At 65.5% G+C, this 25,214-nt stretch carries 21 protein-coding genes; 11 read left to right on the top strand and 10 right to left on the bottom strand.

The window, feature by feature from the left end; genetic code table 11:
- Positions 1-114 precede the first annotated feature (114 nt).
- Together ACZY1F_RS04770 and ACZY1F_RS04765 are read left to right on the top strand one after the other, a co-directional pair.
- The gene (locus ACZY1F_RS04770; RefSeq protein WP_463940540.1) at positions 115-3,843 is read left to right on the top strand and encodes a TM0106 family RecB-like putative nuclease; all 3,729 of its coding nucleotides are present in this window, start codon (positions 115-117) and stop codon (positions 3,841-3,843) included.
- A gap of 60 nt (positions 3,844-3,903) precedes the next feature.
- Positions 3,904-5,109: an MFS transporter gene (locus ACZY1F_RS04765; RefSeq protein WP_463940539.1), complete on the top strand. Its 1,206-nt coding sequence runs from the start codon at positions 3,904-3,906 to the stop codon at positions 5,107-5,109.
- On the opposite strand, the gene ACZY1F_RS04760 is transcribed toward ACZY1F_RS04765, so the two are convergent.
- From ACZY1F_RS04760 to ACZY1F_RS04745, 4 genes are all read right to left on the bottom strand, one after another.
- Complete coding sequence (locus tag ACZY1F_RS04760) at positions 5,096-5,440, bottom strand: acylphosphatase (protein WP_463940538.1); 345 nt, start codon at positions 5,438-5,440, stop codon at positions 5,096-5,098. The two genes, ACZY1F_RS04765 and ACZY1F_RS04760, sit on opposite strands and share 14 nt — an antisense overlap.
- Positions 5,441-5,445: 5 nt before the next feature.
- Positions 5,446-5,991: a YceI family protein gene (locus ACZY1F_RS04755; RefSeq protein WP_463940536.1), complete on the bottom strand. Its 546-nt coding sequence runs from the start codon at positions 5,989-5,991 to the stop codon at positions 5,446-5,448.
- Positions 5,992-6,150: 159 nt separating this feature from the next.
- Complete coding sequence (locus tag ACZY1F_RS04750; protein ID WP_463940535.1) at positions 6,151-7,074, bottom strand: pullulanase X25 domain-containing protein; 924 nt, start codon at positions 7,072-7,074, stop codon at positions 6,151-6,153.
- A gap of 240 nt (positions 7,075-7,314) precedes the next feature.
- Complete coding sequence (locus ACZY1F_RS04745; RefSeq protein ID WP_463940534.1) at positions 7,315-8,439, bottom strand: adenosine deaminase; 1,125 nt, start codon at positions 8,437-8,439, stop codon at positions 7,315-7,317.
- Positions 8,440-8,487: 48 nt separating this feature from the next.
- Here ACZY1F_RS04745 and ACZY1F_RS04740 point away from each other — a divergent pair, with 48 nt between their 5' ends.
- Positions 8,488-11,148, top strand: a complete 2,661-nt coding sequence (locus tag ACZY1F_RS04740; RefSeq protein ID WP_463940533.1) for an excinuclease ABC subunit UvrA — start codon at positions 8,488-8,490, stop codon at positions 11,146-11,148.
- Between the two features lie 217 nt (positions 11,149-11,365).
- A complete protein-coding gene (locus ACZY1F_RS04735; RefSeq protein ID WP_463940532.1) occupies positions 11,366-12,079 on the top strand; it encodes a transglycosylase family protein in 714 nt (237 codons plus the stop codon).
- A gap of 191 nt (positions 12,080-12,270) precedes the next feature.
- On the opposite strand, the gene ACZY1F_RS04730 is transcribed toward ACZY1F_RS04735, so the two are convergent.
- The gene (locus tag ACZY1F_RS04730; RefSeq protein ID WP_463940531.1) at positions 12,271-12,870 is read right to left on the bottom strand and encodes a hypothetical protein; all 600 of its coding nucleotides are present in this window, start codon (positions 12,868-12,870) and stop codon (positions 12,271-12,273) included.
- Positions 12,871-13,059: 189 nt separating this feature from the next.
- On the opposite strand from ACZY1F_RS04730, the gene ACZY1F_RS04725 reads away from it, so the two are divergent.
- The 3 genes from ACZY1F_RS04725 to ACZY1F_RS04715 all read left to right on the top strand — a co-directional run bounded on the left by ACZY1F_RS04725 (position 13,060) and on the right by ACZY1F_RS04715 (position 16,549).
- Positions 13,060-13,974: an MSMEG_6728 family protein gene (locus ACZY1F_RS04725; protein ID WP_463940530.1), complete on the top strand. Its 915-nt coding sequence runs from the start codon at positions 13,060-13,062 to the stop codon at positions 13,972-13,974.
- Positions 13,975-13,978: 4 nt separating this feature from the next.
- Entirely contained in the window at positions 13,979-14,860 is an 882-nt protein-coding gene (locus tag ACZY1F_RS04720) for an SDR family oxidoreductase (protein ID WP_463940529.1), read from the top strand.
- Between the two features lie 183 nt (positions 14,861-15,043).
- Entirely contained in the window at positions 15,044-16,549 is a 1,506-nt protein-coding gene (locus ACZY1F_RS04715; RefSeq protein ID WP_463940528.1) for an HNH endonuclease signature motif containing protein, read from the top strand.
- 99 nt (positions 16,550-16,648) lie between these two features.
- On the opposite strand, the gene ACZY1F_RS04710 is transcribed toward ACZY1F_RS04715, so the two are convergent.
- Complete coding sequence (locus ACZY1F_RS04710) at positions 16,649-19,177, bottom strand: Tex family protein (protein WP_463940527.1); 2,529 nt, start codon at positions 19,175-19,177, stop codon at positions 16,649-16,651.
- 136 nt (positions 19,178-19,313) lie between these two features.
- Here ACZY1F_RS04710 and ACZY1F_RS04705 point away from each other — a divergent pair, with 136 nt between their 5' ends.
- Complete coding sequence (locus tag ACZY1F_RS04705; protein WP_463940526.1) at positions 19,314-19,610, top strand: hypothetical protein; 297 nt, start codon at positions 19,314-19,316, stop codon at positions 19,608-19,610.
- A gap of 215 nt (positions 19,611-19,825) precedes the next feature.
- Here the strand turns inward: ACZY1F_RS04705 and ACZY1F_RS04700 are convergent, their stop codons facing one another.
- The 3 genes from ACZY1F_RS04700 to ACZY1F_RS04690 form a co-directional block, all read right to left on the bottom strand.
- Entirely contained in the window at positions 19,826-20,896 is a 1,071-nt protein-coding gene (locus tag ACZY1F_RS04700; RefSeq protein ID WP_463940525.1) for an alkene reductase, read from the bottom strand.
- Positions 20,897-21,049: 153 nt separating this feature from the next.
- Entirely contained in the window at positions 21,050-21,958 is a 909-nt protein-coding gene (locus tag ACZY1F_RS04695; protein WP_463940524.1) for a PKD domain-containing protein, read from the bottom strand.
- A 35-nt stretch (positions 21,959-21,993) separates the two neighbouring features.
- Positions 21,994-22,614, bottom strand: coding sequence for a DUF6318 family protein (locus ACZY1F_RS04690; protein ID WP_463940523.1), 621 nt, complete (start codon positions 22,612-22,614; stop codon positions 21,994-21,996).
- Between the two features lie 272 nt (positions 22,615-22,886).
- Between ACZY1F_RS04690 and ACZY1F_RS04685 the strand changes: the two genes are divergently transcribed.
- From ACZY1F_RS04685 to ACZY1F_RS04675, 3 genes are all read left to right on the top strand, one after another.
- Positions 22,887-23,321 (top strand): pyridoxamine 5'-phosphate oxidase family protein, encoded by a 435-nt coding sequence (locus tag ACZY1F_RS04685; RefSeq protein WP_463940522.1) that lies wholly within the window; start codon positions 22,887-22,889, stop codon positions 23,319-23,321.
- Positions 23,322-23,340: 19 nt separating this feature from the next.
- Entirely contained in the window at positions 23,341-23,826 is a 486-nt protein-coding gene (locus ACZY1F_RS04680; RefSeq protein WP_463940521.1) for a very short patch repair endonuclease, read from the top strand.
- 226 nt (positions 23,827-24,052) lie between these two features.
- A complete protein-coding gene (locus tag ACZY1F_RS04675) occupies positions 24,053-24,463 on the top strand; it encodes an Hpt domain-containing protein (RefSeq protein ID WP_463940520.1) in 411 nt (136 codons plus the stop codon).
- Here the strand turns inward: ACZY1F_RS04675 and ACZY1F_RS04670 are convergent.
- A complete protein-coding gene (locus tag ACZY1F_RS04670) occupies positions 24,436-25,209 on the bottom strand; it encodes a response regulator transcription factor (protein WP_463916526.1) in 774 nt (257 codons plus the stop codon). The genes ACZY1F_RS04675 and ACZY1F_RS04670 overlap by 28 nt on opposite strands.
- Positions 25,210-25,214 lie beyond the last annotated feature (5 nt).

Genomic DNA, 25,214 nt, shown 5'->3' with positions numbered 1-25,214 from the left:
TGATGGGCCGTAAGTGACCCCGCGTTGTCAGTGGCTATTGCTAGATTCAAACCAGCGCCAGGGGAACCGTCCCCCGGCCAGGCACGTCACCAGGCACGTCAATGGGGAGGCCCCGTGTTTCTGCTCGATCCAGCCAGTGCTGATCCGGGGCGCGCTGATCCGCGTAGCGCGGATTCCAGCCCCGGCGCGCCGCTGGACCTGGTGTTTTCCGCCAGCGATCTGGTGGCCGCAAGCGAATGTGAGTACCGCACGCTCCGCATCCTGGACGAGAAACTGGGCCGGTCCCCCAAAGCGCAGTTTCCCGACGACGAAATGCAGCGCCGTGCCGGGGCGCTCGGTGACAAGCACGAGGCCAAGGTCCTGGCCGGCCTGATCGCGCAATATGGCGAGTGGGACGCTGGCCGCGGCGGCGGGGTGTACTCGATCGAGCGGGGCGAGAACACGCGCGGCGAGCTGCTGGCCAAGCACGCTGAAACGGAACTCGCGCTCCGTGCCGCGGCCGACGTCGTCTTCCAGGCAACGTTCTTCGACGGCGAGTTCCTGGGTTACGCGGACTTCATCGTCAACGAGGCCGCGGGCACGGGAGACCCGGGCCGCTACGAGGTCTGGGACACCAAGCTGGCCCGCCACGCCAAGGTGGGCGCGCTCCTGCAGCTCGCCGCCTACGGCGACCAGCTCATCTGCATGGGCCTGGACCCGTCGCCCCGGGTCACGCTGGTGCTGGGCGCCGTGGTGGACGGCGATTACGTCCGCAGCCACCACTCCCTGCCGGACCTGCTGCCGGTCTTCCGCGAGCGCCGCGACCGCTTCCGCGCCCTGGCCGCCGCCCACCGGGACACCGGTTCCGCGGTGCAGTGGCAACAGCCCGGCGTCGCGTACTGCGGGCGGTGCAACTACTGCGCCGAGCAGGTCCAGTCCCACCGCGACCTCCTGATGGTGGGCGGCATGACCACCCTCCGGCGGAAGAAACTCATCGCCGATCACATCACCACCATCGACGCCTTGGCTGATCTTCCGCCGGGCAAGGCCACAGGCTCAGTGGCCCGGCTCCGCGACCAGGCCAGGATGCAACTGGGCCGGGACGTTCCGGACGGTTCCCGCACCTTCGCCAAGGACGGCGAGGAGCACACCGTCGCGTTCAAGGTGCTGCCGGAGAATGCCTTGGCCGAGATTCCCCGGCCCAGCCCCGGCGACATCTTCTTCGACTTCGAGGGCGATCCCCTCTGGCAGGACCCCGCCACCAGCAAGTGGGGGCTGGAGTACCTGTTCGGCGTGATCGAGGCGCCAGCGTTTGACGCTGACGCTGACGCTCTCGATGCTGGCAAGCCCGTGTTCCGGCCCTTCTGGGCGCATTCGCGCAACGAGGAGCGGCAGGCCTTCCTGGACTTCCTCGCCTACGTGGAAGAGCGGCGCACCCGGTACCCGGACATGCACGTTTACCACTACGCCGCCTATGAAAAATCCGCGCTCCGGAACCTGTCCGTCACTCACCTGGCCGGCGAGGACATCGTGGACAACTGGCTCCGCGAAGGCGTGCTCGTGGACCTCTACGCCACCGCCCGGCATTCGCTGCGGATCTCAGAGCCGTCCTACTCCATCAAGAAGCTTGAGCCCCTGTACATGGGCAGCAACCTCCGCTCCGGGGACGTCAAGGACGCCGGAGCCTCCGTGGTGGCGTATGCCGGCTACTGCGCCGCCCGGGACGACGGCGACGCGGCCACCGCCGCACACATCCTGGCCTCCATCTCCGACTACAACGAGTACGACTGCCTCTCCACCCTCCGCCTCCGCGACTGGCTGCTTGGTCTGCGAGAGGCGTCCGCCTCAAGCGCGGCGCCCACCGGAACGTCCGACGGCGGTGTGCACCTGCCGCCGCAGCCTGCAGTACCCGAGGTTGGGGCCAGTGCCGCCGTACCTGAGCCAACACCGGAGGAGCGCCGCCTGCAGGATTACCTGGCCGGCCGCCCGGACAACCGGCCGTGGACCAACGACGAACGGGCCATCGCCATGGTGGCCGCGGCCACGGGGTACCACCGCCGCGAGCGCAAGCAGTTCTGGTGGGAGCACTTCGACCGCACCGAGTCCGAGATCGACCACTGGTCCGAGCACCGCAACGTGTTTGTGGTGGATACGGCGGAAATACTGACGGACTGGGAGCTCGCAAAGCCCACGGCCCGGATGCGCACCCGCACGCTGAGGCTGACCGGAGTTATGAGCGAAGGGTCGGAGTTCAAGCCCGGGAGCACCTGGTGCCGGCTCTACGATTCGCCGGTCCCTGATGGCCTGGAGGATCCTTTGGGCACAACCCCGGGCCGCGGATTCACCTTCGGCACGCTCGTGACGGCTGTGGAGGACCACCCGCGGGTTACCGGCCAGACCATAATCACCATCGAGGAGCGCGAAACCGGCAAGGTCCCTGCTTACCCGCATATTCCGGTGGCGCTCACCGAGGACCAGCCCATCCGCACCGTGAGCATCGAAGCCGCCCTGGCCGAGCTGGCGCAGAGTGTCGGCGCCTCGGTGCCCTCGCTTCCGGAACACCCCGGCGTCGATATCCTTCGCAAGGCACCGCCGCGCTTCCATTCGATGCCAGGTCCTGCCGTCGTGGGCAAAGACACCACCGGTGCAGCGGACTACGTCACGGCGATCACCGCCACACTGCTGGACCTCGATCATTCATACCTTGCCGTGCAGGGCCCGCCCGGGACGGGCAAGACCTACGTCGGCTCGCACGTCATTGCCCGGCTGGTGGAGCAGGGCTGGAAGATCGGCGTGGTTGGGCAGTCCCACGCCGTGGTGGAGAACATGCTCTGCACCGCGATCGAAACCGCGGGAGTGGATCCTGCGCGGGTGGCGAAGAAGCTGGCCGCCCCGCACCCGGTGCTGTGGCACCGCACGTCCGACGACGACGTCGCGTCACTCATCGCCTCCCCCGGCGGCTGCCTGGTGGGCGGCACCGCCTGGACCATGACGGGCAAGTCCGTCCCGGCAGGATCCCTGGACCTGCTGGTCATTGACGAGGCCGGCCAGTTCTCGCTGGCCAACACCCTGGCCGTGGCCCGCGCCGCCAAGCGCCTCCTGCTCCTCGGTGACCCGCAGCAGCTGCCACAGGTCACGCAGGGCTCGCACCCTGAGCCCGTGGACGAGTCCGCCTTGGGTTGGCTTGCTGCCGGGCACGCCACCCTCCCCGGCGAACTCGGCTATTTCCTGGCGGACAGCTGGCGCATGCACCCGGACCTGTGCCGGGCCGTGTCCGTCCTCAGCTACGACGGAAAGCTCGAAGCGGCGCCGGCTGCATCCCTCCGCAGCCTGGCGGACCTGCCGGCCGGGGTGGAAACAGTCTTTGTGGACCACAGCGGGAACGCCAAGTCCTCGGCAGAGGAAGCTGCCGAGGTAGTCCGTCAGGCCCAGCGGCACATCGGGCTAAAATGGCTTCCCGGCGACGACAAGCCAGCCAGGCCCCTTAGCCCGGAAGACATCCTGGTGGTGGCCGCGTACAACGCCCAGGTCCAGCTGATCACGCAGGCCCTGCACGACGCCGGCCTGCCCGGTGTCCGGGTTGGCACAGTGGATAAGTTCCAGGGTCAGGAGGCGCCGGTAGTCCTGGTGTCCATGGCCTGCTCCGCGGTTGCCGAAGCTCCCCGCGGGGCCGAATTCCTGTTGAACCGGAACCGGATCAACGTGGCCGTGTCGCGGGGGCAGTGGCGGGCAGTAATCATCCGCTCCCCCGAACTTACGAACTACATGCCGGCCAAACCGGCGGCGCTTGAGGAACTTGGCGCTTTCATCGGCCTCAGCGCGGGTATCCACGGCTCTGGTACCCAACACCGGGCAACAACCTGAGAACCGGGCAACAACCTGAGAAACCGTGTTCTCACCACTGAACCACGGTAAGTTCGTGGGGTGACTTCCCAGAGCAACAGGCTGCCTGTCGGCGCCCTGATCGTCCTTGCCGCCATCGGCTTTACCGCCATCACCACCGAACTCCTACCCTCCGGCCTGCTGCCCCAGATCAGCGCCGACTTCCGGGTCTCCGAGGCGACCGCCGGATACCTGACGGCCGGCTACGCGGCCATCATCGTGGTCACCGTGATCCCTTTGTCGCTGCTGCTGTCGCGGGTACCGCGGCATTACCTTCTCATTGCCCTGATCCTGTTCTTCGCGGCCAGTAACGCCCTGGTGGCTATCGTCACCGATTTCGGCGCCGCAATGGGTTCACGGTTGGTTGGCGGCGTTGCCCATGGCCTGCTGTGGTCCGCCATGGCCCCGTTTGTGGCGCGGATCGTCCCTGCGCACAAAGTGGGCAAGGCGCTGGCCATCGTGTTCAGCGGCAACAGCCTGGGACTGGCCATCGGCGCCCCGGTGGGCACCGCCCTGGGCAACCTCGTCGGCTGGCGCGCGGCCTTCCTGGTCCTGGCGGCCTCCGGCGTGCTGCTGGCGCTCTTGGCCGTCTGGCTGCTTCCCCCGGTGCGGCGCATCCCCGACGCTCCGCACCCATCAATCCGCAAGGCGATGAGCCAGCCGGGAGTTAAGACTGTTGCCGTTGGCTGGCCCCTGATGCTCATGGCGCATTTCGCGTTGTTCACCTACATTGCGCCGTTCCTGCGCGAGGTCCGGCTGCCTGACTTCAGCATCCCGCTGTCCATCAGTGTTCTTGGTGTTGCCGGGCTGGTGGGTATCTGGATCGCCGGCATCACGGTGGATTCCCGGCCGCGGCGCTGGCTCCTGATCACCGTCGCCGGCGTTGTGGTGTCCCTGGTCCTGCTTCCACTGGTGGGAAGCGTCCTGCCGGCCCTGGCGCTGCCAACCACTCTGGTCCTGATGTTGGTCTGGGGCACGGGCATCGGCGCGATGGGGATTTACAACCAGTCCGCCATCCTCCGGGTCGGCGGCGAATACAGGGACGCCGCCAACGGACTGACGGTGCTGACCATCCAGATCGGGATCATGATCGGCGCGATGTTCGGCGCCGCCGCCCTCACCATAGCGGGGCCGCTCCTGATCCCGGTTGCCGCCGCCATTCCCGCGGTCGTCGCGTTTGTGCTGATCCTCGCCGGACAGCGGCACGCCTACCCGCCGGGACCGAAAGAGCGCGTCAGCGGGCCCTGAAATCCCGGTACGAGCCGTCGGCAGCGGAGATGGACTCCTCCACCCGTTCCACCCGGCCTGGGGCATTCTCCGACTTCAGCCAGTCCAGGAGCTTCTGGATCTGCTGCTGCGGCCCTTCGGCAACGATGGCCACTGAGCCGTCGTCGAGGTTTCTCACCACACCCTTGAGGGCCAGTTCGTCGGCCTTGCCCATGGTCCAGAAACGGAATCCGACCCCCTGCACCACACCAAAGACGCGGGCAGAGAGCCGGATGTCGCCGTTCTCTCGGGCAGAGTTATCCCGGCCAGGGTTATCCCGGCCGGAGTCATCCAGGCGCCCGGAAAAACCCATGACAGTCAGGACTGCTTAACCAGCGCCGCTTCGACGTTGATCTTGACCTTGTCGCTGACCAGCAGGCCGCCGGCTTCGAGAGCGGCATTCCAGGTCAGGCCGAACTCCTTGCGGCTGATCTCGCACTCCGCAGAGAATCCTGCGCGGGTGGCACCGAACGGGTCCACGGCTACGCCGGTGAACTCGACCTCCAGCTCCACCGGCTTGGTGATCCCGCGGATGGTGAGATCGCCCGTGAGCGTGTAATCCTCACCGTCGCCCTCCACCGCGGTGGCGCGGAACGTCATCTCAGGGTACTTTTCCACATCGAAGAAGTCTGCCCCCTTCACGTGTCCGTCGCGGTTGGCGTCGCCGGAATCGAAGCTGGCCGTCTTGACCGTGGCGTGGAGCGAAGCGTCTGCCAGGGACGCGCCAACCCGGGCTTCGGCCGAGGCGTCCGTGAAACGTCCGCGGACCTTACTGATGCCCGCGTGCCGGACAGTGAAACCAATCTCGCTGTGCGACATGTCCAGGGTCCAAACGCCTGAGGTAAGGCCTGAAGGAAGGGTCACTTTGCATCTCCTTTGTGGGAAACAGTGGTGTGGAAACCGGCCAGGACGACCGGTTTCCACACTGCTTCACTCCGGAGTTTTTGTCCAGATACTGACCCTGAATCCGCCCGGGAGATGCCATGATCTGGACAAAACTCGGCAGGCGGCTGCGCCGAACGGTCAGTTGATGGTGATGTCCCGCGTTCGGTGGTCGTAGCGGATGGTGACCGTGCCGCCGTCGTGGTGCAGTTCGTGGTTGGGGCCATCGAACGTGCCGAACGCGCCGTAGTTCTCGTCCCACGAACGGTTCAGGGCGATCTTGAAGGTGTAAGAGCCGGCGGGCAGGTCGGCACTGATCTTCCACAACTGATCCAGGGCGTCGAGCGTCAGCTGGGCTTCGTCGTACTGCGGGGCCCAGTTTTCCGGCGCGCCCAGGATGGTGTTGAAGTCGCCGGCAACAGCTACGGCCTCAGGCTGCGGGAAAGTCTCCACAGCAGGCGCCTCCGCCTTTGCCTTGGGCGCAGCCTTTGTTGCAGTTTTGGGTGCTGTCTTAGTTGCAGTTTTGGGTGCTGCCTTGCGTGAGCGGACGGCCTTGACCACGGGCTCCACTACATCCTCGATGGCGTCTTCGATTGCCTTTGCGGCCTTCCCGACGGCGTCGGCGGCCTTCTTGGCGGGAGTCCGCTTCGCCGGAGCCTTTTTGGCGGGAGCCGCCTTGGCTGCCGGCGCGGGTGCCGGTGCCGGCGGAATGGCGACGTTGGCAGGAACCGGAGTGCCGGCGTCGAGCGCTGTGGCGAACGAACCCGCATCGGGGAAGGCCACCGTGGCGCGCATGCCGTCATCGGTGATGCTCCAGCCGGAACGGCCCTTGACCAGCCAGCCGGCCTTCACCAATTTGGCCGTGGCGGATGTGAGCGTCTTGTGTCCACGCGGGATGCCGCCGCTGAGCAGCGTGGCCTCGTGATCACTGAACGGCACGCGCGCGGTGGCTTCCGCCAGCACCTCGCCGGCGTTGAGTGAACGGCCGGACCAGACGCCTTCGGTCAGGACGTGCAGCACGGTCTTGAGCCGGAGGTCGGTGTTATCTGCGATGGACTTAGCCATTTTTCCCCTTGCATAATGCGATCTGTCACTAGGCATCCTGCCAAGACCCCGTTAAATCGCGCGACTTGAATTGGTTAACTCTGCGTGTCGTGACCGACTATGACGCGGATTACAACACAAGTGAGGCAGGAGTCTCGGCTAGGGGGCTGTTTACTCAACCCTGGAGCACAGAGTCCCCGTATCGCCGGACACTTCCCGGACGCGCTCGCGCACCAGTGTAGCGAGCGGGCGCGCGGGGAGCTAACCGCCGTTCAGCTCGTCCAGGAGTTCGGCTTTGCGCTCCTCGGAGGCGAAAGACGAATGGATGGAATTGGCCGCCAGCCGTGCCCTGTCGAAATCTGAAAGGTCAAAAACGGCCTTCAGCTGAGAGAAGTTGTCGTCCACGTACCCACCGAAGTAGGCCGGATCATCCGAGTTCACGGAGACATTGAGCCCGGCGGCCAGCATGGCTGGCAACGGATGGTCGGCCAGGGTGTCCACAGCACGCAGCCGGACGTTCGAGAGCGGGCAGACAGTCAGCGGAATCCGGTCCGCAACCAGCCGCTCCACCAGTTCGGGGTCCTCCATGCAGCGGATGCCGTGATCAATCCGTTCCACTCCGAGGATGTCCAGCGCGTCGATGATGTACGACGGCGGCCCCTCCTCGCCTGCGTGGGCGGTCAGCCGCAGGCCCGCTTCGCGGGCTTTGACGAACAGCCGCTCGAACTTGGCCGGCGGGTTGCCCACCTCGGCGGAATCCAGGCCGATGGCCGCGATGGGGGCGTTCATGGCCAGTAGGGCGTCCAAGACTTCCAGCGCGGATTCCTCGGGCAGGTCCCGCAGGAATGCGGCGATCAGCAGGGTGGACATGCCGAAGTCCTCCTGCGAGGTGGCCAGGGCCGATGCCACCCCATTGACGCAGGTTTCGAGGCTGACACCGCGCGACAGGTGGGCCTGCGGGTCCATCATGATCTCTGCGTGCCGGACCCCGGCGGCGGCGGCGCGGGCCAGGTAAGCGCGGGTCATGTCGGCGAAGTCCTGTTCGGTCTGCAGCACCGCCATGTTGGCGTAGTAGAGGTTCAGGAAGGACTGCAGGTCAGTGAACTCGTACAGCCCCTGAAGCTCCTCCAGGCCGGAGTACGGAAGGGCGATGCCGTTGCGCTCGGCCAGTTCGAGGATCAGTTCCGGCTGCAACGTGCCCTCAATGTGCAGATGCAGCTCCGCGACAGGGAGGAGTCTCGCATCCTCTTCGGTCTGGGGCAGATCCGTCTCCGAAGGTTCTGCGCTTGGTAGTTCTGTGCTTAGCAGTTCCGTTTCAGGCACTTCCGTGGCTGGTAGTCCCATCTGTGGCAGCGGATCGGCGGCATTGTCCCGGTTGTTGTCCATCGGGTCAGGATATCGCCCGCCGGCCGGTTCGCGGCTAGAGTCGGATCGATGCGGAACCCTCAACAGGCTGACGATCTTTCCCTTCCCACTCCCGGCCATCTGGCAGACGGCTTTGTCCGCGTCCGGGGCGCGCGGGAGAACAACCTGCGGAACGTGGATGTGGATGTGCCCCGTGACTCCATTGTGGCTTTCACAGGGGTCTCCGGCTCGGGAAAGTCCTCCCTCGCTTTCGGCACCATCTACGCCGAAGCACAGCGCCGCTACTTCGAATCCGTGGCCCCGTACGCACGCCGCCTCATCCAGCAGGGCCACAACCCCAAGGTGGAGATGATCTCCGGGCTGCCACCCGCCGTCGCACTTCAACAGCGCCGCGGCGCACCCAGCAGCCGCTCCACCGTGGGCACTGTCACCACGCTCTCCAATTCGCTCCGCATGCTGTTTTCACGGGCGGGCACTTACCCAGCCGGCGCTGAGCAGCTGGACTCCGACGCGTTCTCACCGAATACGGCGGCCGGCGCCTGCCCCGAATGCCACGGGCTAGGGGTGGCGCACACCGTCAGCGAGGAATCCCTGGTCCCGGACTCGGCGTTGACCATCCGGGAAGGCGCCATCGCGGCGTGGCCGGGCGCCTGGCAGGGCAAGAACCTCCGCGACATCCTCAGCCACCTGGGCTACGACGTAGACGTACCCTGGCGGAAGCTGCCCAGGAAGCAGCGCGACTGGATCCTGTTCACGGACGAGCAGCCCGTCGTGGAAGTCACACCCGAGCGGGACCGCGTGGCCAAGCCGTACAAGGGCCGTTTCTGGAGCGCGAAAAGCTACGTCCTGCACACCCTGGCGGACTCCCAGAGCGCCGCCATGCGCGAGCGTGTCCTGGCGTTTATGGAGTCCGGCCCCTGTCCGCGCTGCGGCGGCACCGGGCTCCGGCCCGAAGCACTCGCGGTCTCCTTCGGCGGCCGCAACATCGCCGACCTCAACGCCACACCGATGGCCGAGCTCGCCGAAATCATCCGCCCCACCGCCGGGCTCAAACAAGCCGGTACCGCGTCACGCCGGCAGTCCTCCGGCGAGGAAAACGAGGTGGCCGTGGCTATCACGGCCGACCTACTGCAGCGCATCACCGTGCTCCTGGAACTGGGCCTCGGCTATCTCGCGTTGGGCCGCGCCACCCCCACCCTCTCCCCCGGCGAGATGCAACGGCTCCGGATCGCCACCCAGCTCAGGTCGGGACTGTTCGGCGTGATCTATGTGCTCGACGAACCGTCCGCCGGCCTGCATCCGGCCGACGCCGAACCGCTCCTGGCGGTCCTGGACCAGCTCAAGGCCTCCGGCAACTCGGTGTTCGTGGTGGAGCACAACATGGACGTGGTCCGCCGGGCCGACTGGCTGGTGGACGTGGGTCCCCGCGCCGGGGAAGGCGGCGGCGAGGTGCTCTACAGCGGCCCGGTCGCCGGGCTCGCGGCCATAGAAGCGTCGGTCACCCGCCCGTTCCTGTTCGACGACGACGGGGCGCGCGGGAACGGGGCGCTCGGGAGCGGGGCGCGCGTCAGCGGCGGGTCCGGACGCGGCGGGACTTCCGGCGGGACTTCCGACGGGGGTTCCGACGGCGGCGGCGCCCCACGTCCACGCACGGCACCTCGTGCCGCCCGGGTCCGCGAGCCCGACGGCTGGCTGGAGCTCGCGGGGATTAGCCGGCACAACCTCAAGGACCTGGATGCGCAGTTCCCGCTGGGCGTCCTGACGGCAGTCACGGGGGTGTCCGGCTCCGGCAAGTCCACCCTGGTGACGCACGTCCTCGGCGAAGTTGTGGGATCCGGGCTGAAGAACCAACAGGCTCCGCAGCTATCCGAACCTGATGATGCGGGTCCGGCCACCGCGTTGTCTGTGGGACCGGTCAGCGGCGCAGAACGGATCGACAGGCTGGTCACAGTGGACCAGAAACCCATCGGACGAACCCCCCGCTCCAACCTCGCCACCTACACGGGCCTCTTCGACGCGGTGCGCAAGGAATTCGCGGCTACGGAGCAGGCCAGGGCACGCGGGTTCGGCGCCGGGCGGTTCTCCTTCAACGTGGCCGGCGGCCGCTGCGAAACCTGCCTGGGCGAAGGCTTTGTGGCGGTTGAACTGCTCTTCCTCCCGGGCAGCTACGGTCCGTGCCCTGAGTGCGACGGGTCCCGCTACAACCCCGAAACCTTGGAGGTGACGTACCGGGCTAAGAACGTGGCGGAAGTGCTGCGCATGACGGTGGATGCGGCCACCGCGTTCCTGGCCGACATTCCGGCCGCGGCACGCAGCCTGAAAAGCCTCGGGGATGTGGGCCTGGGCTACCTCCGCCTGGGCCAGCCCGCCACGGAGCTTTCCGGCGGGGAGGCCCAGCGCATCAAGCTGGCCACCGAGCTGCAGCGTGCCCAGCGGGGACATACCCTCTATCTCCTGGACGAGCCAACCACCGGGCTCCACCCCGCCGACGTCGAACTCCTGATGGCCCAGCTCCACGGCCTGGTGGACAGCGGCAACACCGTGGTGGTGGTGGAACATGAAATGGCCGTTGTGGCGGCGGCGGACTGGGTCATTGACCTGGGCCCCTCCGGCGGGGACGCAGGCGGCCGGATTGTGGCCGCCGGCACCGCCGCCGACGTCGCGGCTTCCACAGCCAGCCGCACCGCTCCCTACCTGGCAGCCGCGCTGCCCCAGCCGGTCACCAGCTGACCACCAGAAATCATCTCGGTTTGATAACGGGCCAGCGATGTCCTAGCGTGAAATGCAAGCCCGTTCTTCGGGCGACATGAATGCCCGGTGCTGCCTCCACCAGAACTGCCCGGCCGGCAGACACCGAAAATTGACCTCTATATCGTCAGGGGCGGGCAGTGGCGCAATAACCTCCGGGGACGGACCGAGCGCTGGTGGCCTTCAGGAGCATCACACCATGAACAACACCACCATCCGTACTGCCGCACGCCGTGGAGTAGCCGTCGCCGCCATTTCCGCAGCTGGCCTTGCCCTCTCCGTCACCGCAGCAAACGCGGCCACCGACGGCGCAACCTGGGATTCACTGGCGCAGTGTGAAAGCGGCGGAAACTGGGCCACAAATACCGGCAATGGCTACTCGGGCGGCCTGCAGTTCAGCGCCACAACCTGGGCTGCTTATGGCGGCACCGGTTCCGCGGCCGACGCCAGCCGTGAGCAGCAGATTGCTGTCGCCGAGCAGATCCAGGCATCGCAGGGCTGGGGAGCGTGGCCGTCCTGTGCCGCGGAGCTTGGCCTGAGCGGCGGAGGGGGTACGACGGCGGTGACTCCGCAGAGCGTGCCGGTCCAGAGCGCGCCGGTCCAGGCACCGGTGGAGACGCCGGTGGAGAGCATGCCGGTCCAGGCCCCTGTGGAGAGCGCGCCGGTCCAGGCACCTGTGGTGCAGGCACCAGCCGTGCCGGCCGCGACGGATGCCGTAACGGCTCCGCAGCACGCCGCGCCCGTCGAACTGAGTGGCGAGACCTACACGCTTGAGCCCGGCGACACACTGAGCACCGTCGCTGACAAGCTTGGCGTTGAGGGCGGCTGGCAGAGCCTGGCGGACGCCAACCTGGATACGATTGCCAACCCGGACGTCGTGTTCTCCGGGCAGGTCCTGCAGCTTCCCGCCTAAACTTCAACACTTTCCGCGGGAACCGCCCCTTTCCCCAAGAACGACGGCCCGCGGAAACCGGAAAACCGGGCAGCAACAACCCCGGGAAACAGCGACGCCGGAGTTCCCCTCATTGGGGAGCTCCGGCGTCGTCCGTTTGTGTGCTGAATGATTGGCAGGCACCTGATCTTCCTGCCTGCTGTGTTGCTCGCTTAGGCTGCTGCCTTGGCGGACGGAATCTCGCGGATGATGCGAACCTTCCACGCGGCGTCGTCGGTGGTGTCCAGCAGGGCCACTGTGCCGTGGGCGAGATTCAGTGCCACACGCTTGGCCGCCAGCAGTTCGAGGTAGAGGTGCTCGTTCATGCGGCTGGGGGTGTCAATCATGTACTTCACGGCGTCGCGGACCTTGCGATAGTTGGCGCTCTTTTCGCGGTGCAGGTGAAGTTCCAACATCTGGCGCTGGCGGACCTTGGGCTCGTGCTTGTTGAGCCAGGAGACGGCAAGATGTACACCGATCACCAATGCGAGGGAAACGGCGTAGATCCACCAGCCGCTGGACATCAGGAACAGAGGCAGGTTGCCGATGGCCACGAGCGCGATCACGATCCGCAGTGCGACGATCCGGCGCAGGGTCAGTGCCACGGAGGCCATCGCCGCGCGAAAACCGTGCTGCTCGGTCCGCGCCGCGGCCGGGTCGAGGGTGAATTCATCAAGGACCAGGATGCCCTTGGCCTCCGGATCCAGCATCTGCCCGAACTTGGGCACAAACAGCTGCGTTGAACCGGTGGTCACTTCAGGAGAAATTGTCATTGGGGGCTTCCAGGACGGTGGGGCGTTTCGGTGATCTTAGTGGTTAGCGCTACGCGCTGTATGTATCGGTCCACTATGTGAACTATTTTGCTGCACCGTTGTGGTTGAGGGACCCCGCCACCGGACCCCGCGCGTGTGGCGCCCGGCACTGCAATTGGCACATCCGCCGCATGCCGTCAGACTGAAGGGATGCAAACCTTCCTTCCGTATCCCGATTTCCGGCAGAGTGCCGCAGCACTGGACACCGCCAGGCTTGGCAAGCAGCGTGTCGAGGCGCTGCAGACCCTCCGGGCTCTGGTGATTCCCGAGTACGGCTGGCTGGACCACCCCGCCGTCCGCATGTGGATGGGCCACGTTCCGGCGCTCACCATGTACGGCCTGGCGATGGTGGACGAGTGGACCTCCCGCGGCCATGAAGACAACACGCGCGCCAACATCACCGAGTTCGCGCCCCAGGCTGCACACCCGGACTACGCGGCCAAGATCCCGCTGCCGGAGTGGCTCGGAAATCCTGATTTCCACTTGAGCCACCGCGCGAAGCTGCTCCGCAAGGAACCGAAGTTCTACAAGACGGTGTTCGCTGACGCCGATTTGGACCTGGACTTCATTTGGCCTGAGCCCAAGCACGAGTTCTACCCGGCAGAACCCGAGGGTGACATCCTGTGGATCCTCCGCGACCCGCACACGGAAATCGATCCGCAGACGCTGGATACCGTGGCACTGCCTCCGATCCGCCGTGCCGGCGCTGTTGCACCCACTGCTCCTGAGGATGGCTACTCCCCCGTGTACGTCGACGACGGCTCCCGCCGCCCGTCCAAGCAGCCGCGCAAGCTGCCGCCCAAGCAGCTCGTGAAGAAGCCCACCCGCAAGCGCCAGGCGCAGGAGGAAGCATTCGCCACCCTCCCCGGCAAGACCGCCGTTGCGGTTTCATTAGAGGACGGCACCAAGTTCGCCGTGGGGCAGGTGCTGGGCCGTCCCATCACGCTCGACGACGGCCGGTTCGGCCGCACCTTCAGCGTCACCGAAGTGATCGACCGGTCCGCCTTCGACTACCCCGCACTCCTGCAGGACCCCCGGGTGTTCTTCCCGGTTCCCACTCCCTGAGTCCGTGACCATCCTCCTGGCCGGCTGCGGCGATCTGGGCACTGAAGCTGGCCTGCGCTTCGCCGCGGCCGGACACCGAGTGGTGGGTTGGCGCCGTTCACCCGGGAAACTGCCGTCTGCGATCGAAGGCGTGGCGGCGGACCTGAGCTCTACGGACCTGCCAACTGTCCCGGCGGACACCACCGCCGTCGTTGTGGCAGTTGCCGCCAATTCGCCCTCCGAAACCGCCTACCGGGCCGCCTATGTGGACGGGCTGACGCACGTCCTGGACGCCCTGGAGCGCGACGGCGTGACGCCCCGCCGGGTACTTTTTGTGTCCTCCACCGCTGTTTACGGGGACGCCGGCGGCGGCTGGGTTGATGAGAGTACGACGGCGGCACCTGGCGGTTTCTCGGGACGCATCCTCCTCGAGGCGGAGGAACTCCTGGTTTCTCGGTTGCGCGGCACCGGTACCTCGCCCGTTGTGCTGCGGCTGGGCGGGATCTACGGCCCGGGCCGGACCCGTTTGATTGATCAGGTCCGCAGCGGTGCTGCTGTGGTTCCCGACGAGCCGCGCTTCACCAACCGGATCCACCGGGACGATGCGGCTGCGGCGATCGTTCAATTGGCCACTATGGAAGCTATGCCTGCGCCGGTATATGTAGGAGTGGACAACTCTCCCGCTGAACTTGGGGACGTGCTGCGTTTCCTGGCCGCCGAAATGGGCTATCCGCAACCGCCAGTCGGTCCAGCAGGCAGTCCGGCAGGCGAGGCCCGCGAGGCCCGCGGTGGCAACAAACGCTGCAGCAATGCGCTGCTCCGCGCGACCGGGCTCGAGTTCACCTACCCAACGTTCCGGGAAGGTTACCGGGCGGTCCTGGCGCGCACCGGAGTCCGCCACCCCTGACCCCCGGCTCGCGCAGCGCGAACGGACACTTGAGGCCCCGCACTTGGCGCGAACGGACACTTGAGGCCCCTGCCTCACGGTCGCTTGCGGCCCGCAGGCACTTCACAAATGATGTCAGCGGAGTTATCCACATAGCCGTTCAGCCTCGCCGTTAATGTCATACCCTCACGGGATGATTTGAGTATGGATAGCAGAGCAGCTGTGGCGACGGCGGAGGCCCTTTCGGCGTCCTTCGCTGAGCTTGCTGCACGGCTCCGTGGCGGGTCAGACTGCAATGGTTCGGGTGCTGATCCGCTGCGGCGGGCGGCGGATGATTTCCTGGACGGGCTGGCTGAGATCTCACGGTTGGAGGCGAAAAGTGCCGCCCTGAAGGTCTGGCTGGCTGCCGGTTACAGCGCCGCTGCCGAGGCCCTGGCGGGCCCTGCTGAGTCGCCGCAGGACCATGCCGGCCAGGAGATGGCCGTGGTCGCCGAGGTCGCCTGCGCCCTGACCGTGAGTGAACGCTCCGCGGGCGCCCTGCTCGGCGAAGCCCACTCCCTGACCACGGCTCTGCCGCTGACGCTGTCCGCACTGCAGGCCGGAACCATTTCCTGGCAGCACGCGAGGATCATGGTCGACGAAACCATGAACCTGAACGCCGCCGGGGCGCAGGCGCTGGAGGCGCATTTCCTGGACCCCGAGGTCGTGAATCCGGCACGTGGCCCGGCGGGTGGGCTCATCCCCGGCCGGTTCCGGCACAAAGCCAGGACCTGGCGGGAACGCCACCACCCGGTCAGCATCGAAAAACGCCATGCACGCGGTGTCCAGGATCGGCGGGTGGAGTACGCCCCGGACCGCGACGGGATGGCCTGGCTCTCCGCCTACCTCCCCGCCGACCAGGCGGCGGGGATCTGGAACCGCACCACCACCGCCGCGAGATCCCTCCAAGGACCGGGCGAGGACCGGAACCTCACCCAGCTCCGCGCCGACACCGTTGCCACCTGGCTCCTCACCAACAGCAGCGCCGGTGCCGGAACCGATGGCATAACGGGCCTGGACGGGGTGACAGGCGGTAGGGGCGAAACGGGCGGCATCGGCGAAACGGGACTGGCAGTCGCCGACGGTGTTCCGTCGCTGCGGGCGCAGGTCCTGGTGACCGTGCCGGTGTTCGCGCTGCTGGGCCTGACCGATGAACCAGCCATGCTCGACGGATACGGGCCGATCCCGCCCTCCATGGCCCGCCAGCTCGTCGCCGGCGGTGCCGAGTCGTTCCACCGCGTCCTGATCGACCCGCGTGATGGGGCTCCGCTGGAGATCGGGCGGAGCAGCTACCGGCTCACCAAAGCCCAGCGCCAATGGCTCCGGCTGCGGGACGGGAAATGCCCGTTTCCGGGCTGCAGCAACCATTCCCTGGACAACGAAGCAGACCACCTCCTCGCCTGGGCCCACGGCGGCACCACCGGAATCAGCAACCTCGGCCAGCCCTGCCACAAACACCACAGACTCAGACACACCACCGGCTGGACACCCAAAGCAGCGACAAAGAACGAACCACCCGGCTGGACATCACCCACCGGACGCCACTACACCAGCGAACACCCCGACTGGGAACCACCCCACTGGCCAGATGGCTTACAGGCAATGGCCGAGCAAATGGCCAAACATCCCGACCCAGCGATACCCGGATCGGGTCCTGTCCGAACACTGTGACCTCGCGAGGCGCGAGTCGCTGTCTGACGATGACCTCCCTCGGCCAGCATTGTCGTCTGACTGAGCCGGTTATTTCGTGTGGGGCCAATCTGCACGGGGCTATTTGCCGAGGCCAGCCCTACGGAGCGCCTCGGCCATGGCGGTGTTTGCGGGCGCGGGGTTCGGCGCCGGCGGCCGACTGCCGGAAGACTTCGGATCGGGCTTCGGATCAGACTTCGGATCAGGCTTCGGATCAGGCTTCGACGACGATACGTTCTTGTTCCCTGGGCCTGGTGCCCCGGATCCGCGCTGCCCACCCGAGTCCCGCCCACGCGGGTTGCGCCCGCCGGCGTCACGCTGCGGATTTCCCGGATGGCCCGCTTCCGGACGGCCCCCGGCAGGGCGTCCCCCAGCAGCCCGCCCACCCGAGGGCGACGGCTCGTCGTCGAGCCTTAGCGTGAGCGAAATCCGTTTCCGCTCCGGATCGGCTTCCAGTACTTTCACCCGGACAACCTGCCCGGACTTCACTACCGCGCGGGGATCGGAGACAAAGCGGTTGGCCAGCGCCGACACGTGAACCAAGCCGTCCTGGTGCACTCCAACGTCCACGAACGCACCGAACGCGGCCACATTGGTGACGGTCCCCTCCAGCACCATGCCGGGCCTGAGGTCGGAGATCTTCTCGATCCCCTCCGAGAACGTCGCCGCGGCAAAGGCAGGCCGTGGATCCCGGCCCGGCTTGTCCAGTTCGGCCAGGATGTCCTGGACCGTGGGCAGGCCGAAGGTTCCGTCAACAAAAGCGCGGGCATCCAGGGATGATGCCGGCGCAGAGCCCGCGGCCACCAGGATTTTCCGGGCAATCGGATACGCCTCGGGGTGCACGCTCGATGCGTCCAAAGGTTCTGCTCCCCCGGTGATCCGCAGGAAGCCAGCGCACTGTTCAAACGCCTTCGCACCCAGGCGGGGTACCTTCTTCAGTTCGCTGCGCTTGGCAAATGGCCCATGTTCGTTCCGGTACGCCACAATGTTCTCGCTCAGCAACGGCCCGACGCCGGCCACCCGGCTCAGTAGCGCGGGCGACGCCGTGTTAACGTCAACGCCCACGGCGTTCACGCAGTCCTCGACTACCGCGTCCAGGCTGCGGTCCAGCTTCGCTGCAGTGACGTCGTGCTGGTACTGCCCCACGCCAATGGACTTGGGATCAATCTTCACCAGTTCTGCCAGCGGGTCCTGGAGCCGCCGCGCGATGGAGACAGCTCCGCGCAGGGAAACATCCATGCCCGGCAGCTCCGCCGAGGCCAGCGCCGAGGCGGAGTACACCGACGCCCCGGCCTCGGAAACCACCAGTTTCTGCGGTTTCGCCTCCGCGGCCGGCAGTAACTTGATCAGTTCCGCAGCAAGCTTGTCCGTTTCCCGGGACGCCGTGCCGTTGCCGATGGCCACCAGCTCTACCTTGTGCTTCTGGGCAAGACGCACCAGGGTGGCGAGGGCCTCGTCCCACTTCCGGGCCGGCGCGTGCGGGTACACGGTGTCGGTGGCCACCACCTTGCCTGTTCCGTCTACGACGGCCACTTTCACGCCGGTCCGCAGTCCCGGGTCCAGCCCAAGCGTGGCACGGTTTCCGGCGGGTGCGGCCAGGAGTACGTCGCGCAGGTTCGCGGCGAACACGCGGACGGCTTCGTCTTCGGCGGCAGTGAACAAACGCCCGCGGAGGTCTGCAGTCAGCCGTGCCAGCACACGCGAGCGCCAGGCAAGCTGCGCGGTCTGGATCAGCCACGCGTCGGCAGGCCGGCCGCGGTCGGCGACCCCAAGGCACCTGGCCACGGCGGATTCATAGCGGGAACGCGCGGCGGCCAGGGCGTCGTCGTCGTTCGGATCCGCCTCGGCGAGATCCAACTCCAGGACGCCATCCTTCTCACCGCGCAGCAGCGCAAGCACACGGTGAGAAGGCATCCCAGTGGGCGCCTGGGCGAACTCAAAGTAGTCGGCGAATTTCTGCCCCTCGGACTCCTTGCCCTTCTTGACCCGCGACACCATCCGCCCCTGCGTCCACAGCCGCTCGCGCAGGGTCGCTGCGAGGTCCGGATCCTGCGCAACCCGCTCGACCAGGATGGAACGGGCGCCGGCGAGCGCGGCGGCCGCGTCATCAATAGAGTGTTCGGCGTTCAGGTACCTGGCAGCCTCACGTTCGGGATCCAGGTCGGGCCGCTTCAGCAGGGCATCGGCGAGCGGCTCCAAACCGGCTTCGCGGGCAATCTGGGCCTTGGTGCGGCGCTTGGACTTGAACGGAAGATAGATGTCCTCCAACCGGGACTTGGTGTCCGCGGCAAGGATCGCTGCCTGCAGTTCGGGCGTCAGCTGCCCCTGCGCGGCAATCGCTTCGAGGACAGCACGACGGCGGTCCTCGAGTTCGCGGAGGTAGCGCAGGCGTTCGTCGAGCTCGCGCAGCTGCGTATCATCCAGCGTCCCAGTGGCTTCCTTGCGGTACCGGGCGATGAACGGAACGGTGGACCCGCCGTCGAGCAGGTCCACTGCAGCCTTGACCTGCCAGGTCTTCACGCCAAGCTCGGCGGCGATCTGGACATGGATGGCGCTGTCCGGAGTTGAGGCAGACTTTGGGGCGGACGGGACGTGCGGCAGTTGGGTCACCTAAACATTTTGCCCTACGGGCCTGATGGTCTCCAGCGACGCCAGCCGGGCGGCCTGCCGGGGTATTCCGCTCCGGGCCACGAAGTGCTGTAGTTGATATGCCGTCACAGGCATTCACTTCGAGGAAGAGGCCACCATGCGGGAACTGCTCATCGTCTTTCAGGAAGGATTCGACGAGGCCAACATCACCGTTATGGTCAACGGCAAGGAGGTCCGCCGCGATATGGGGGTGTCCACCAACCCGCTGCTGGGAGAAGCCTACGAAGCGTCCGTGGAACTGCCCGCGAAAGGGGCGCAGGTGGGTGTGGAAGTCACCAACCGGGGCCTGAAAGCCATTGCCAAAGTCAGCGGAAAGCCCAAAAGCCTGCTCGTCTCCATACAGGACGACAAGCTGGTGATGCGCGAAGGGACGGGCCGGGAGGCATACCTGTAGTTTTTCCTAGCAATAATCCATTCGCTGGAGTATTCTAGAGTTACCGCTCAGCACTTGTGAATCTGGGCGGGCCAACGTTGAAAACGAGCCAAAACAGCCGTCGGATGGCTAATTGGCGCCGGCTGCCGGGACAGCACACCGAGCAGCCAACGACGGCGGCACCCAAGCCGGGTGCCGCCGTCGTCGTTGTCTCTGGTCAGGGCGAGAATTGACCGCTAGGCCGAGTACGCGGGGTAATCCGTGTAGCCCACGGAGCCCTCTCCGTAGAACGTGGACGCGTCCGGTTCGTTCAGGGGAAGGCTTTCCTTCCAGCGACGCGCGAGGTCCGGGTTGGCAATAGCGGGGCGCCCCACCACCACGGCGTCCGCATGACCGTCGGCCACCAGCGCGGTTGCTTCCTCACGGGTGGTGATGGTGCCGAAGCCAGAGTTCACCAGGAATGTGCCGTTGAAGCGCGCCCGGAGATCCTGGACGAGCTCACTGGTCGGCTCGTGGTGCAGGATGCTGGCATAAGCGAGGTTGAGCGGCGCAATACTGTCCACCAGCACTTCATACGTGGCGCGGACATCGGCCGCATCCGTTTCGGCGATGCCCTGGACGCTATGCTCGGGCGAGATGCGGATACCCACGCGGTTCGCACCCACAGCGGCCACCACGGCGTTGACCGTTTCAATTACAAAGCGGGCTCGCTTTTCCGGCGAACCGCCGTAGCTGTCGTCCCGGACATTGGAGTTCGGGGCCAGGAATTCGTGGAGAAGGTAGCCGTTGGCCGAGTGCAGCTCCACGCCGTCGAATCCCGCTTCAATGGCGTTGACCGAGCCGGTGACGATTTCCTGCATCACAACGGGCAACTCGTCGGTGGTCAGTGCGTGCGGGACGGGGTATGGCTGCTTGCCGGACGGCGTGCGGACCTCACCCTCGATGGCCACGGCACTCGGACCCACGATGGTGTGCCCGCCGGTGATGTCCGCATGGGATACCCGTCCGCCGTGCATGATCTGGGCGAATATCCGGCCGCCTTCAGCGTGTACTGCGTCCGTGACCTTCTTCCAGGCAGCAATCTGTTCCGTGGTAACAAGACCGGGCTGACCCGGGTAGGAGCGTCCTGCGGGGCTCGGGTATGTGCCTTCGCTGACGATGAGTCCCAGGGATGCGCGCTGCCGGTAGTGCTCCACGACCAGGGGACCCGGAACACCGTCCTCGCCCGAGCGGAGGCGGGTCAGGGGCGCCATGACCAGGCGGTTGGGCAGTTCAAGCTCGCCAAGAGTTAAGGGGGAAAACAGCATGCGCAGTTCCTTTCGAGATGAATTGATACTGCTGTGCCCAACTGCGCGGCGCGTGCAAGTATTCCGATGGAGGCACGGATCACTCTCGGTTGGGGTGGCCTGGTCTGGATTTCAGGCGTTGCCTGCCGTCATATACGCGCCGTCCGATGCTTTCTAGCGAGGCGGCGCGACGCCGGGGCAACCTTGACCCTGCGGGTTCTGGTTGCAGTCGTCCGCGTAGTTCCGTGTGATGGAGCGCCAGACGCTAATGGTCTGCGGCGGTGCGCTGAACTGGCCTTGTCCCGGTATGGGCAGTGGCGGTCCGCTGTTCACGGAATAGGTGCCTTGAAAGGACGTAGTGAGGACGACCTGAAAGTCGCCCGTGTCCGCATAGACGTGGCTCGTCCGTGTCTTTTCACCCCAGCGGTCCTGTGGCAGCGGCCCGCCCATGGAAGGCTGTGGGCCGAAGACGGTTCCGTCGCCGTAGTTCCAGGTGTACTGAACCGGCGTTGCCACAACATGCACCTTTTGCCCGAACATCGTCACGTCAAACTGTTGCTCTGACGCGTCGGCGTAGAAGTTGGTCTCAGCACCGCGGAGTGTATGCGGGCTGGGCTGAGCGACGACGGCTCCCGCGTTGATCGGGAGGCTCTCAAACTGCCGTTGAATTTGAGCGGCTATTCGCGGCAGGAGGTCCTCGGGTCTGGCGTCGTAGAGGCAGGTGGGTCCGGAGTGGATTGCCCAGACAGCTCCAGGAACTCCTCTCGGCATGGAATACCAGATGACCGGGATCCCGACTTCGCCGTTCGGCCCGGTTGTACATTCAATCTGATTTTGTATGCAAGCCGAGTCGAAGTCACCCCCGCCAAGGTGGCACTGCAGTTCGTACTTGTAGTTGTTGGGATCCAAAATCGGGGTCCCGGGTGCTTGCTGAACAAAGTCGTTGGCCTCGGCGTCCCACACATAACCGCCGACTCCGGCTGAGTCCGGTGTCCAAGCGCCGTTAAATTCTGGATCGTCATTACCGGCACCATGAGCTGGTGATACAAAGAGGGTTACTAGCAGCCCCGCGACAAGTACCATTCCGTGATGTCCGAGCGGTCGACGGGTAGGCACTGTTATCCAACGATGCTTCCGACTTCGTCCAGCCGCCACGAATCGGAGCTGTACGAAATGATCAGCAAGTTGCCTTGGTCTGCAGCCTGTGGGTCGGTATGCGCGACTGTCCCATCTGCGCGGACATATGACAGTGGAGTCTGATGCACTTGGACGGAGACTTTGTATTTCCCAGCTTCATCCCGTGAGAACGTCGTATCTACCGCGGGCGTGCTGATCTGCCCTCCGACCATCCACCTGCCTTCGGAATGCCAAGCCCTTATCGCCTCCGCGGACTTTTGGCATGGCGCGCATGTTTGAGGTGTCAGGCTTTCATGAAGCGAAAGCTCTCCCGTCTCATAGGAATAGCTAAGTACCTCGAACCAGTAGCGGGCAAACGCGATAGCCCCCTCTTTCGTCTCCGTCTTCGCGACCTCGGGAAGTACCGGCACCGGTACATTCTGAGCCCGGCCGCTAGCCGAAGCGGGCACATAAGCAGCAGTCGCCGTCGGGGTTGGGCTGGGGCTGGCCGTCGAGCTCGCAGTCGGAGGCGCAGACGATGTACCACCACTGTTGGGATCGCCACCCGAGTTGCATCCGGTCAAGAGCAAAGCGGACGCGGCAACAGCAGCAACAAAGTGCATGCGCGAACGCCTGGACGTGGAAGTAATGTGCGATGTCATGGGCAGCTAATCCCCCGATAGTTTCAAGACGTTTCGCTCCGAACAATGACCTTAAGGGTAGCCCAGGACACATTTGAGCGATAAAAGTTATCCACAGCCACCCGCCTTCGGTTGTACCACCGCCAAGGACCAATAAAAAGTCACACGGACAATCGCCCTCCCAGCCCCTCGCGCCCAGAATTTCCGCGCCGAATACCTAGAATTCTTCTACCGGACGTAGAAGAATAGGCTGCATGATGTTTACCCACGCAGATGGCAACCCCGTTCTGGAGCTCGACGACGAGCAGTCCTGGCAACTCCTGGAATCAACGAAACACGGCCGGCTGGTGGTCTCCGTTGCCGGCGAACCGGATATTTTTCCCGTCAACTACCTGTCCTCGGACCGGAAAATTTACCTCCGCACCGCTCCGGGCAACAAGCTGGCACAGCTCACCATCAACTCCAGGGTGTTGCTGGAAACGGACGGGATCCTCTCGGACGAGGCCTGGTCGGTAGTCCTCCGCGGTACGGCGCGCGTTCTGGTCAACTCAGCCGAGCTCGCCGCCGTCGAAGAGCTGGGCCTGAAATCCTGGGTGCCAACACTGAAGGATTTCTACGTGGAGATCGTGCCCACGTCCGTCAGCGGCCGCCATTTCGAGCTGGGCGACCAGCCGGAGCGCGAAATCTAGGAGCTCCTGGACTGGAACCATGGCGGACAGGCTCACTCCCGAGCAGCGCAGCTGGAACATGTCCCGCATCCGGGGCAAGAACACCAAGCCGGAACTGCTGGTGCGCCGCCTCCTCCATGCCAAGGGTTACCGCTACCGCTTGCACGGCAGTGCCGGCCATAGCCGGCTGCCCGGCCGCCCGGACCTTGTATTCGCGGGCAGGCGAAAGGTCATCTTCATCAACGGCTGCTTCTGGCACTTCCACGACTGCCGGGTAGGCCAGCATGCGCCCAAAGCGAACGCCGCCTTCTGGGAGGCCAAGCGCTCCCGCACGAAAACCCGCGACGCCGACCAGCGCCAAAAGTTGATGGCCGCCGGCTGGGAGGTGCTCACCGTGTGGGAATGCGAACTGAAGGACGGCTCCGCCCTCGAAGCCCAACTCGTAGATTTCCTCGGCGCGCGGCAAACCGGCGCCCGGCAAGCAGGCACCCGGCATACCCACAGCACGCAAACTCACGGCAGGTAGCCAACGCCAGCCGGAAGTTGAGTCAATCTTGAGCATTTGCCGCCTCCCGAATTGATCGGCGCCAGCAAAGATGAACTCCTATGAAAAACCCGCAGTCTCCTCAGGAATCCCGCAGTCCTTGTCCCGAACGGCCGTATCTCCAGGGAAAAGATTTACTCTGAAAGTGGACACAAACCCAAGTCACCGCCCCCTACACGGGCGGCAGACGAGAGCGGAAGGGAAGGAAATGGCTCCATCCGACGACGCAGGGCGCCCACTGGTCGATCCCTCCGTTCTTGACCGGCTACGCGTCGAACTCGACGAAGACGAGGGCTATTGCAGCGTCTTTGTGGGAAACTTCATCGACTGCCTGCCTTTGCGGATCGGCAAGCTGCGGCTCGCCCTGACCACCGGAGACCTGGACGGGGCGGTAGATGCGATCCTGAGCCTCAAGACATCGAGCCAGATGGTGGGCGCCGAACGGCTGGCGGGGCTGGCCATGGACCTTGAACGTTCCATCCGGGATGAGTCACCGCGTGCGGAACCGTCCGTTGCACTGCCGCAACTGGCCGTCAACTATCTCCGGCCGATCAACCAGTGCTGCCGCCAGACCCTGCACCGCCTGCAGGCTCAGCGTTCCTCAGGCGCCAACCGGTAACCCACGCCGCGGACCGTCTGCAGCCAGCGCGGTTGCTGCGGTGAATCACCGAGCTTCTTCCGGAGGTTGCCCATGTGCACCTCCACCGAACGTTCATCCGCTTCGCTGATGTAACTTCCGACGTCGTAATCCTCGTCCCGGAGCCGACGCACCAAATCCGATTTGGTCCGGACAGTCCGGCCCGCCTCCAGCAGTGCAAAGAGGAGTTCGAACTCCGTCCGCGTCAGGTTGAGCTCCTGGCCGTCCACAGCGACAGACCGTGAGGCGTAACTCAGATCCAATCCATTGTGGCTGTAATGACCGTTTCCGCTGCCGGTGCCGACGTCGGCCGGGCGGTCAGATACGGGAGCAGCGTTCTCCCCCGCGTCCGGAAGCGCTCGGGGGCGGCGCATCATCGCCGCGATCCGCGCGCGGAGTTCCCGTGGGCGAAAGGGCTTGGTGAGGTAGTCGTCAGCCCCGGACTCGAGGCCGATCAAAGTGTCCAGTTCTTCAGCCCTTGCCGTGAGCATCACGATGTAGGCATCCGAGAACTCGCGGATCTGGCGGGAGACCTCGAATCCGTCGATATCCGGCAGTCCCAAATCAAGCGTTATGACGTCTGGATTCAAGATTCTGGCAGCCTTGACCCCTTCGGAGCCGCTGCCCGCCACGGTGACGTCAAATCCCGCTTGCGTCAGGACCGCGCGTACCAATTCCCGGATATCCTGGTCATCTTCGATGACCAGGCCAACTCGTGCTTCACTCATACCAG

This window comes from Pseudarthrobacter xylosi, from assembly GCF_055412765.1.
Note: the sequence above shows the minus strand (reverse complement) of the source record. Positions and strands in the feature narration are given on the sequence as shown.

Excerpts from the sequence above, each read along its gene's own strand:
- ACZY1F_RS04745 (WP_463940534.1), bottom strand. The coding sequence starts at position 8,439 with ATGGACAACAACCGGGACAATGCCGCCGATCCGCTGCCACAGATGGGA.
- ACZY1F_RS04675 (WP_463940520.1), top strand. The coding sequence starts at position 24,053 with ATGGCTCCATCCGACGACGCAGGGCGCCCACTGGTCGATCCCTCCGTT.
- ACZY1F_RS04705 (WP_463940526.1), top strand. The coding sequence starts at position 19,314 with ATGCGGGAACTGCTCATCGTCTTTCAGGAAGGATTCGACGAGGCCAAC.
- ACZY1F_RS04700 (WP_463940525.1), bottom strand. The coding sequence starts at position 20,896 with ATGCTGTTTTCCCCCTTAACTCTTGGCGAGCTTGAACTGCCCAACCGC.
- ACZY1F_RS04685 (WP_463940522.1), top strand. The coding sequence starts at position 22,887 with ATGATGTTTACCCACGCAGATGGCAACCCCGTTCTGGAGCTCGACGAC.
- ACZY1F_RS04740 (WP_463940533.1), top strand. The coding sequence starts at position 8,488 with ATGCGGAACCCTCAACAGGCTGACGATCTTTCCCTTCCCACTCCCGGC.
- ACZY1F_RS04750 (WP_463940535.1), bottom strand. The coding sequence starts at position 7,074 with ATGGCTAAGTCCATCGCAGATAACACCGACCTCCGGCTCAAGACCGTG.
- ACZY1F_RS04695 (WP_463940524.1), bottom strand. The coding sequence starts at position 21,958 with ATGGTACTTGTCGCGGGGCTGCTAGTAACCCTCTTTGTATCACCAGCT.
- ACZY1F_RS04760 (WP_463940538.1), bottom strand. The coding sequence starts at position 5,440 with ATGGGTTTTTCCGGGCGCCTGGATGACTCCGGCCGGGATAACCCTGGC.
- ACZY1F_RS04735 (WP_463940532.1), top strand. The coding sequence starts at position 11,366 with ATGAACAACACCACCATCCGTACTGCCGCACGCCGTGGAGTAGCCGTC.
- ACZY1F_RS04725 (WP_463940530.1), top strand. The coding sequence starts at position 13,060 with ATGCAAACCTTCCTTCCGTATCCCGATTTCCGGCAGAGTGCCGCAGCA.
- ACZY1F_RS04730 (WP_463940531.1), bottom strand. The coding sequence starts at position 12,870 with ATGACAATTTCTCCTGAAGTGACCACCGGTTCAACGCAGCTGTTTGTG.
- ACZY1F_RS04715 (WP_463940528.1), top strand. The coding sequence starts at position 15,044 with ATGGATAGCAGAGCAGCTGTGGCGACGGCGGAGGCCCTTTCGGCGTCC.
- ACZY1F_RS04670 (WP_463916526.1), bottom strand. The coding sequence starts at position 25,209 with ATGAGTGAAGCACGAGTTGGCCTGGTCATCGAAGATGACCAGGATATC.
- ACZY1F_RS04680 (WP_463940521.1), top strand. The coding sequence starts at position 23,341 with ATGGCGGACAGGCTCACTCCCGAGCAGCGCAGCTGGAACATGTCCCGC.
- ACZY1F_RS04690 (WP_463940523.1), bottom strand. The coding sequence starts at position 22,614 with ATGCACTTTGTTGCTGCTGTTGCCGCGTCCGCTTTGCTCTTGACCGGA.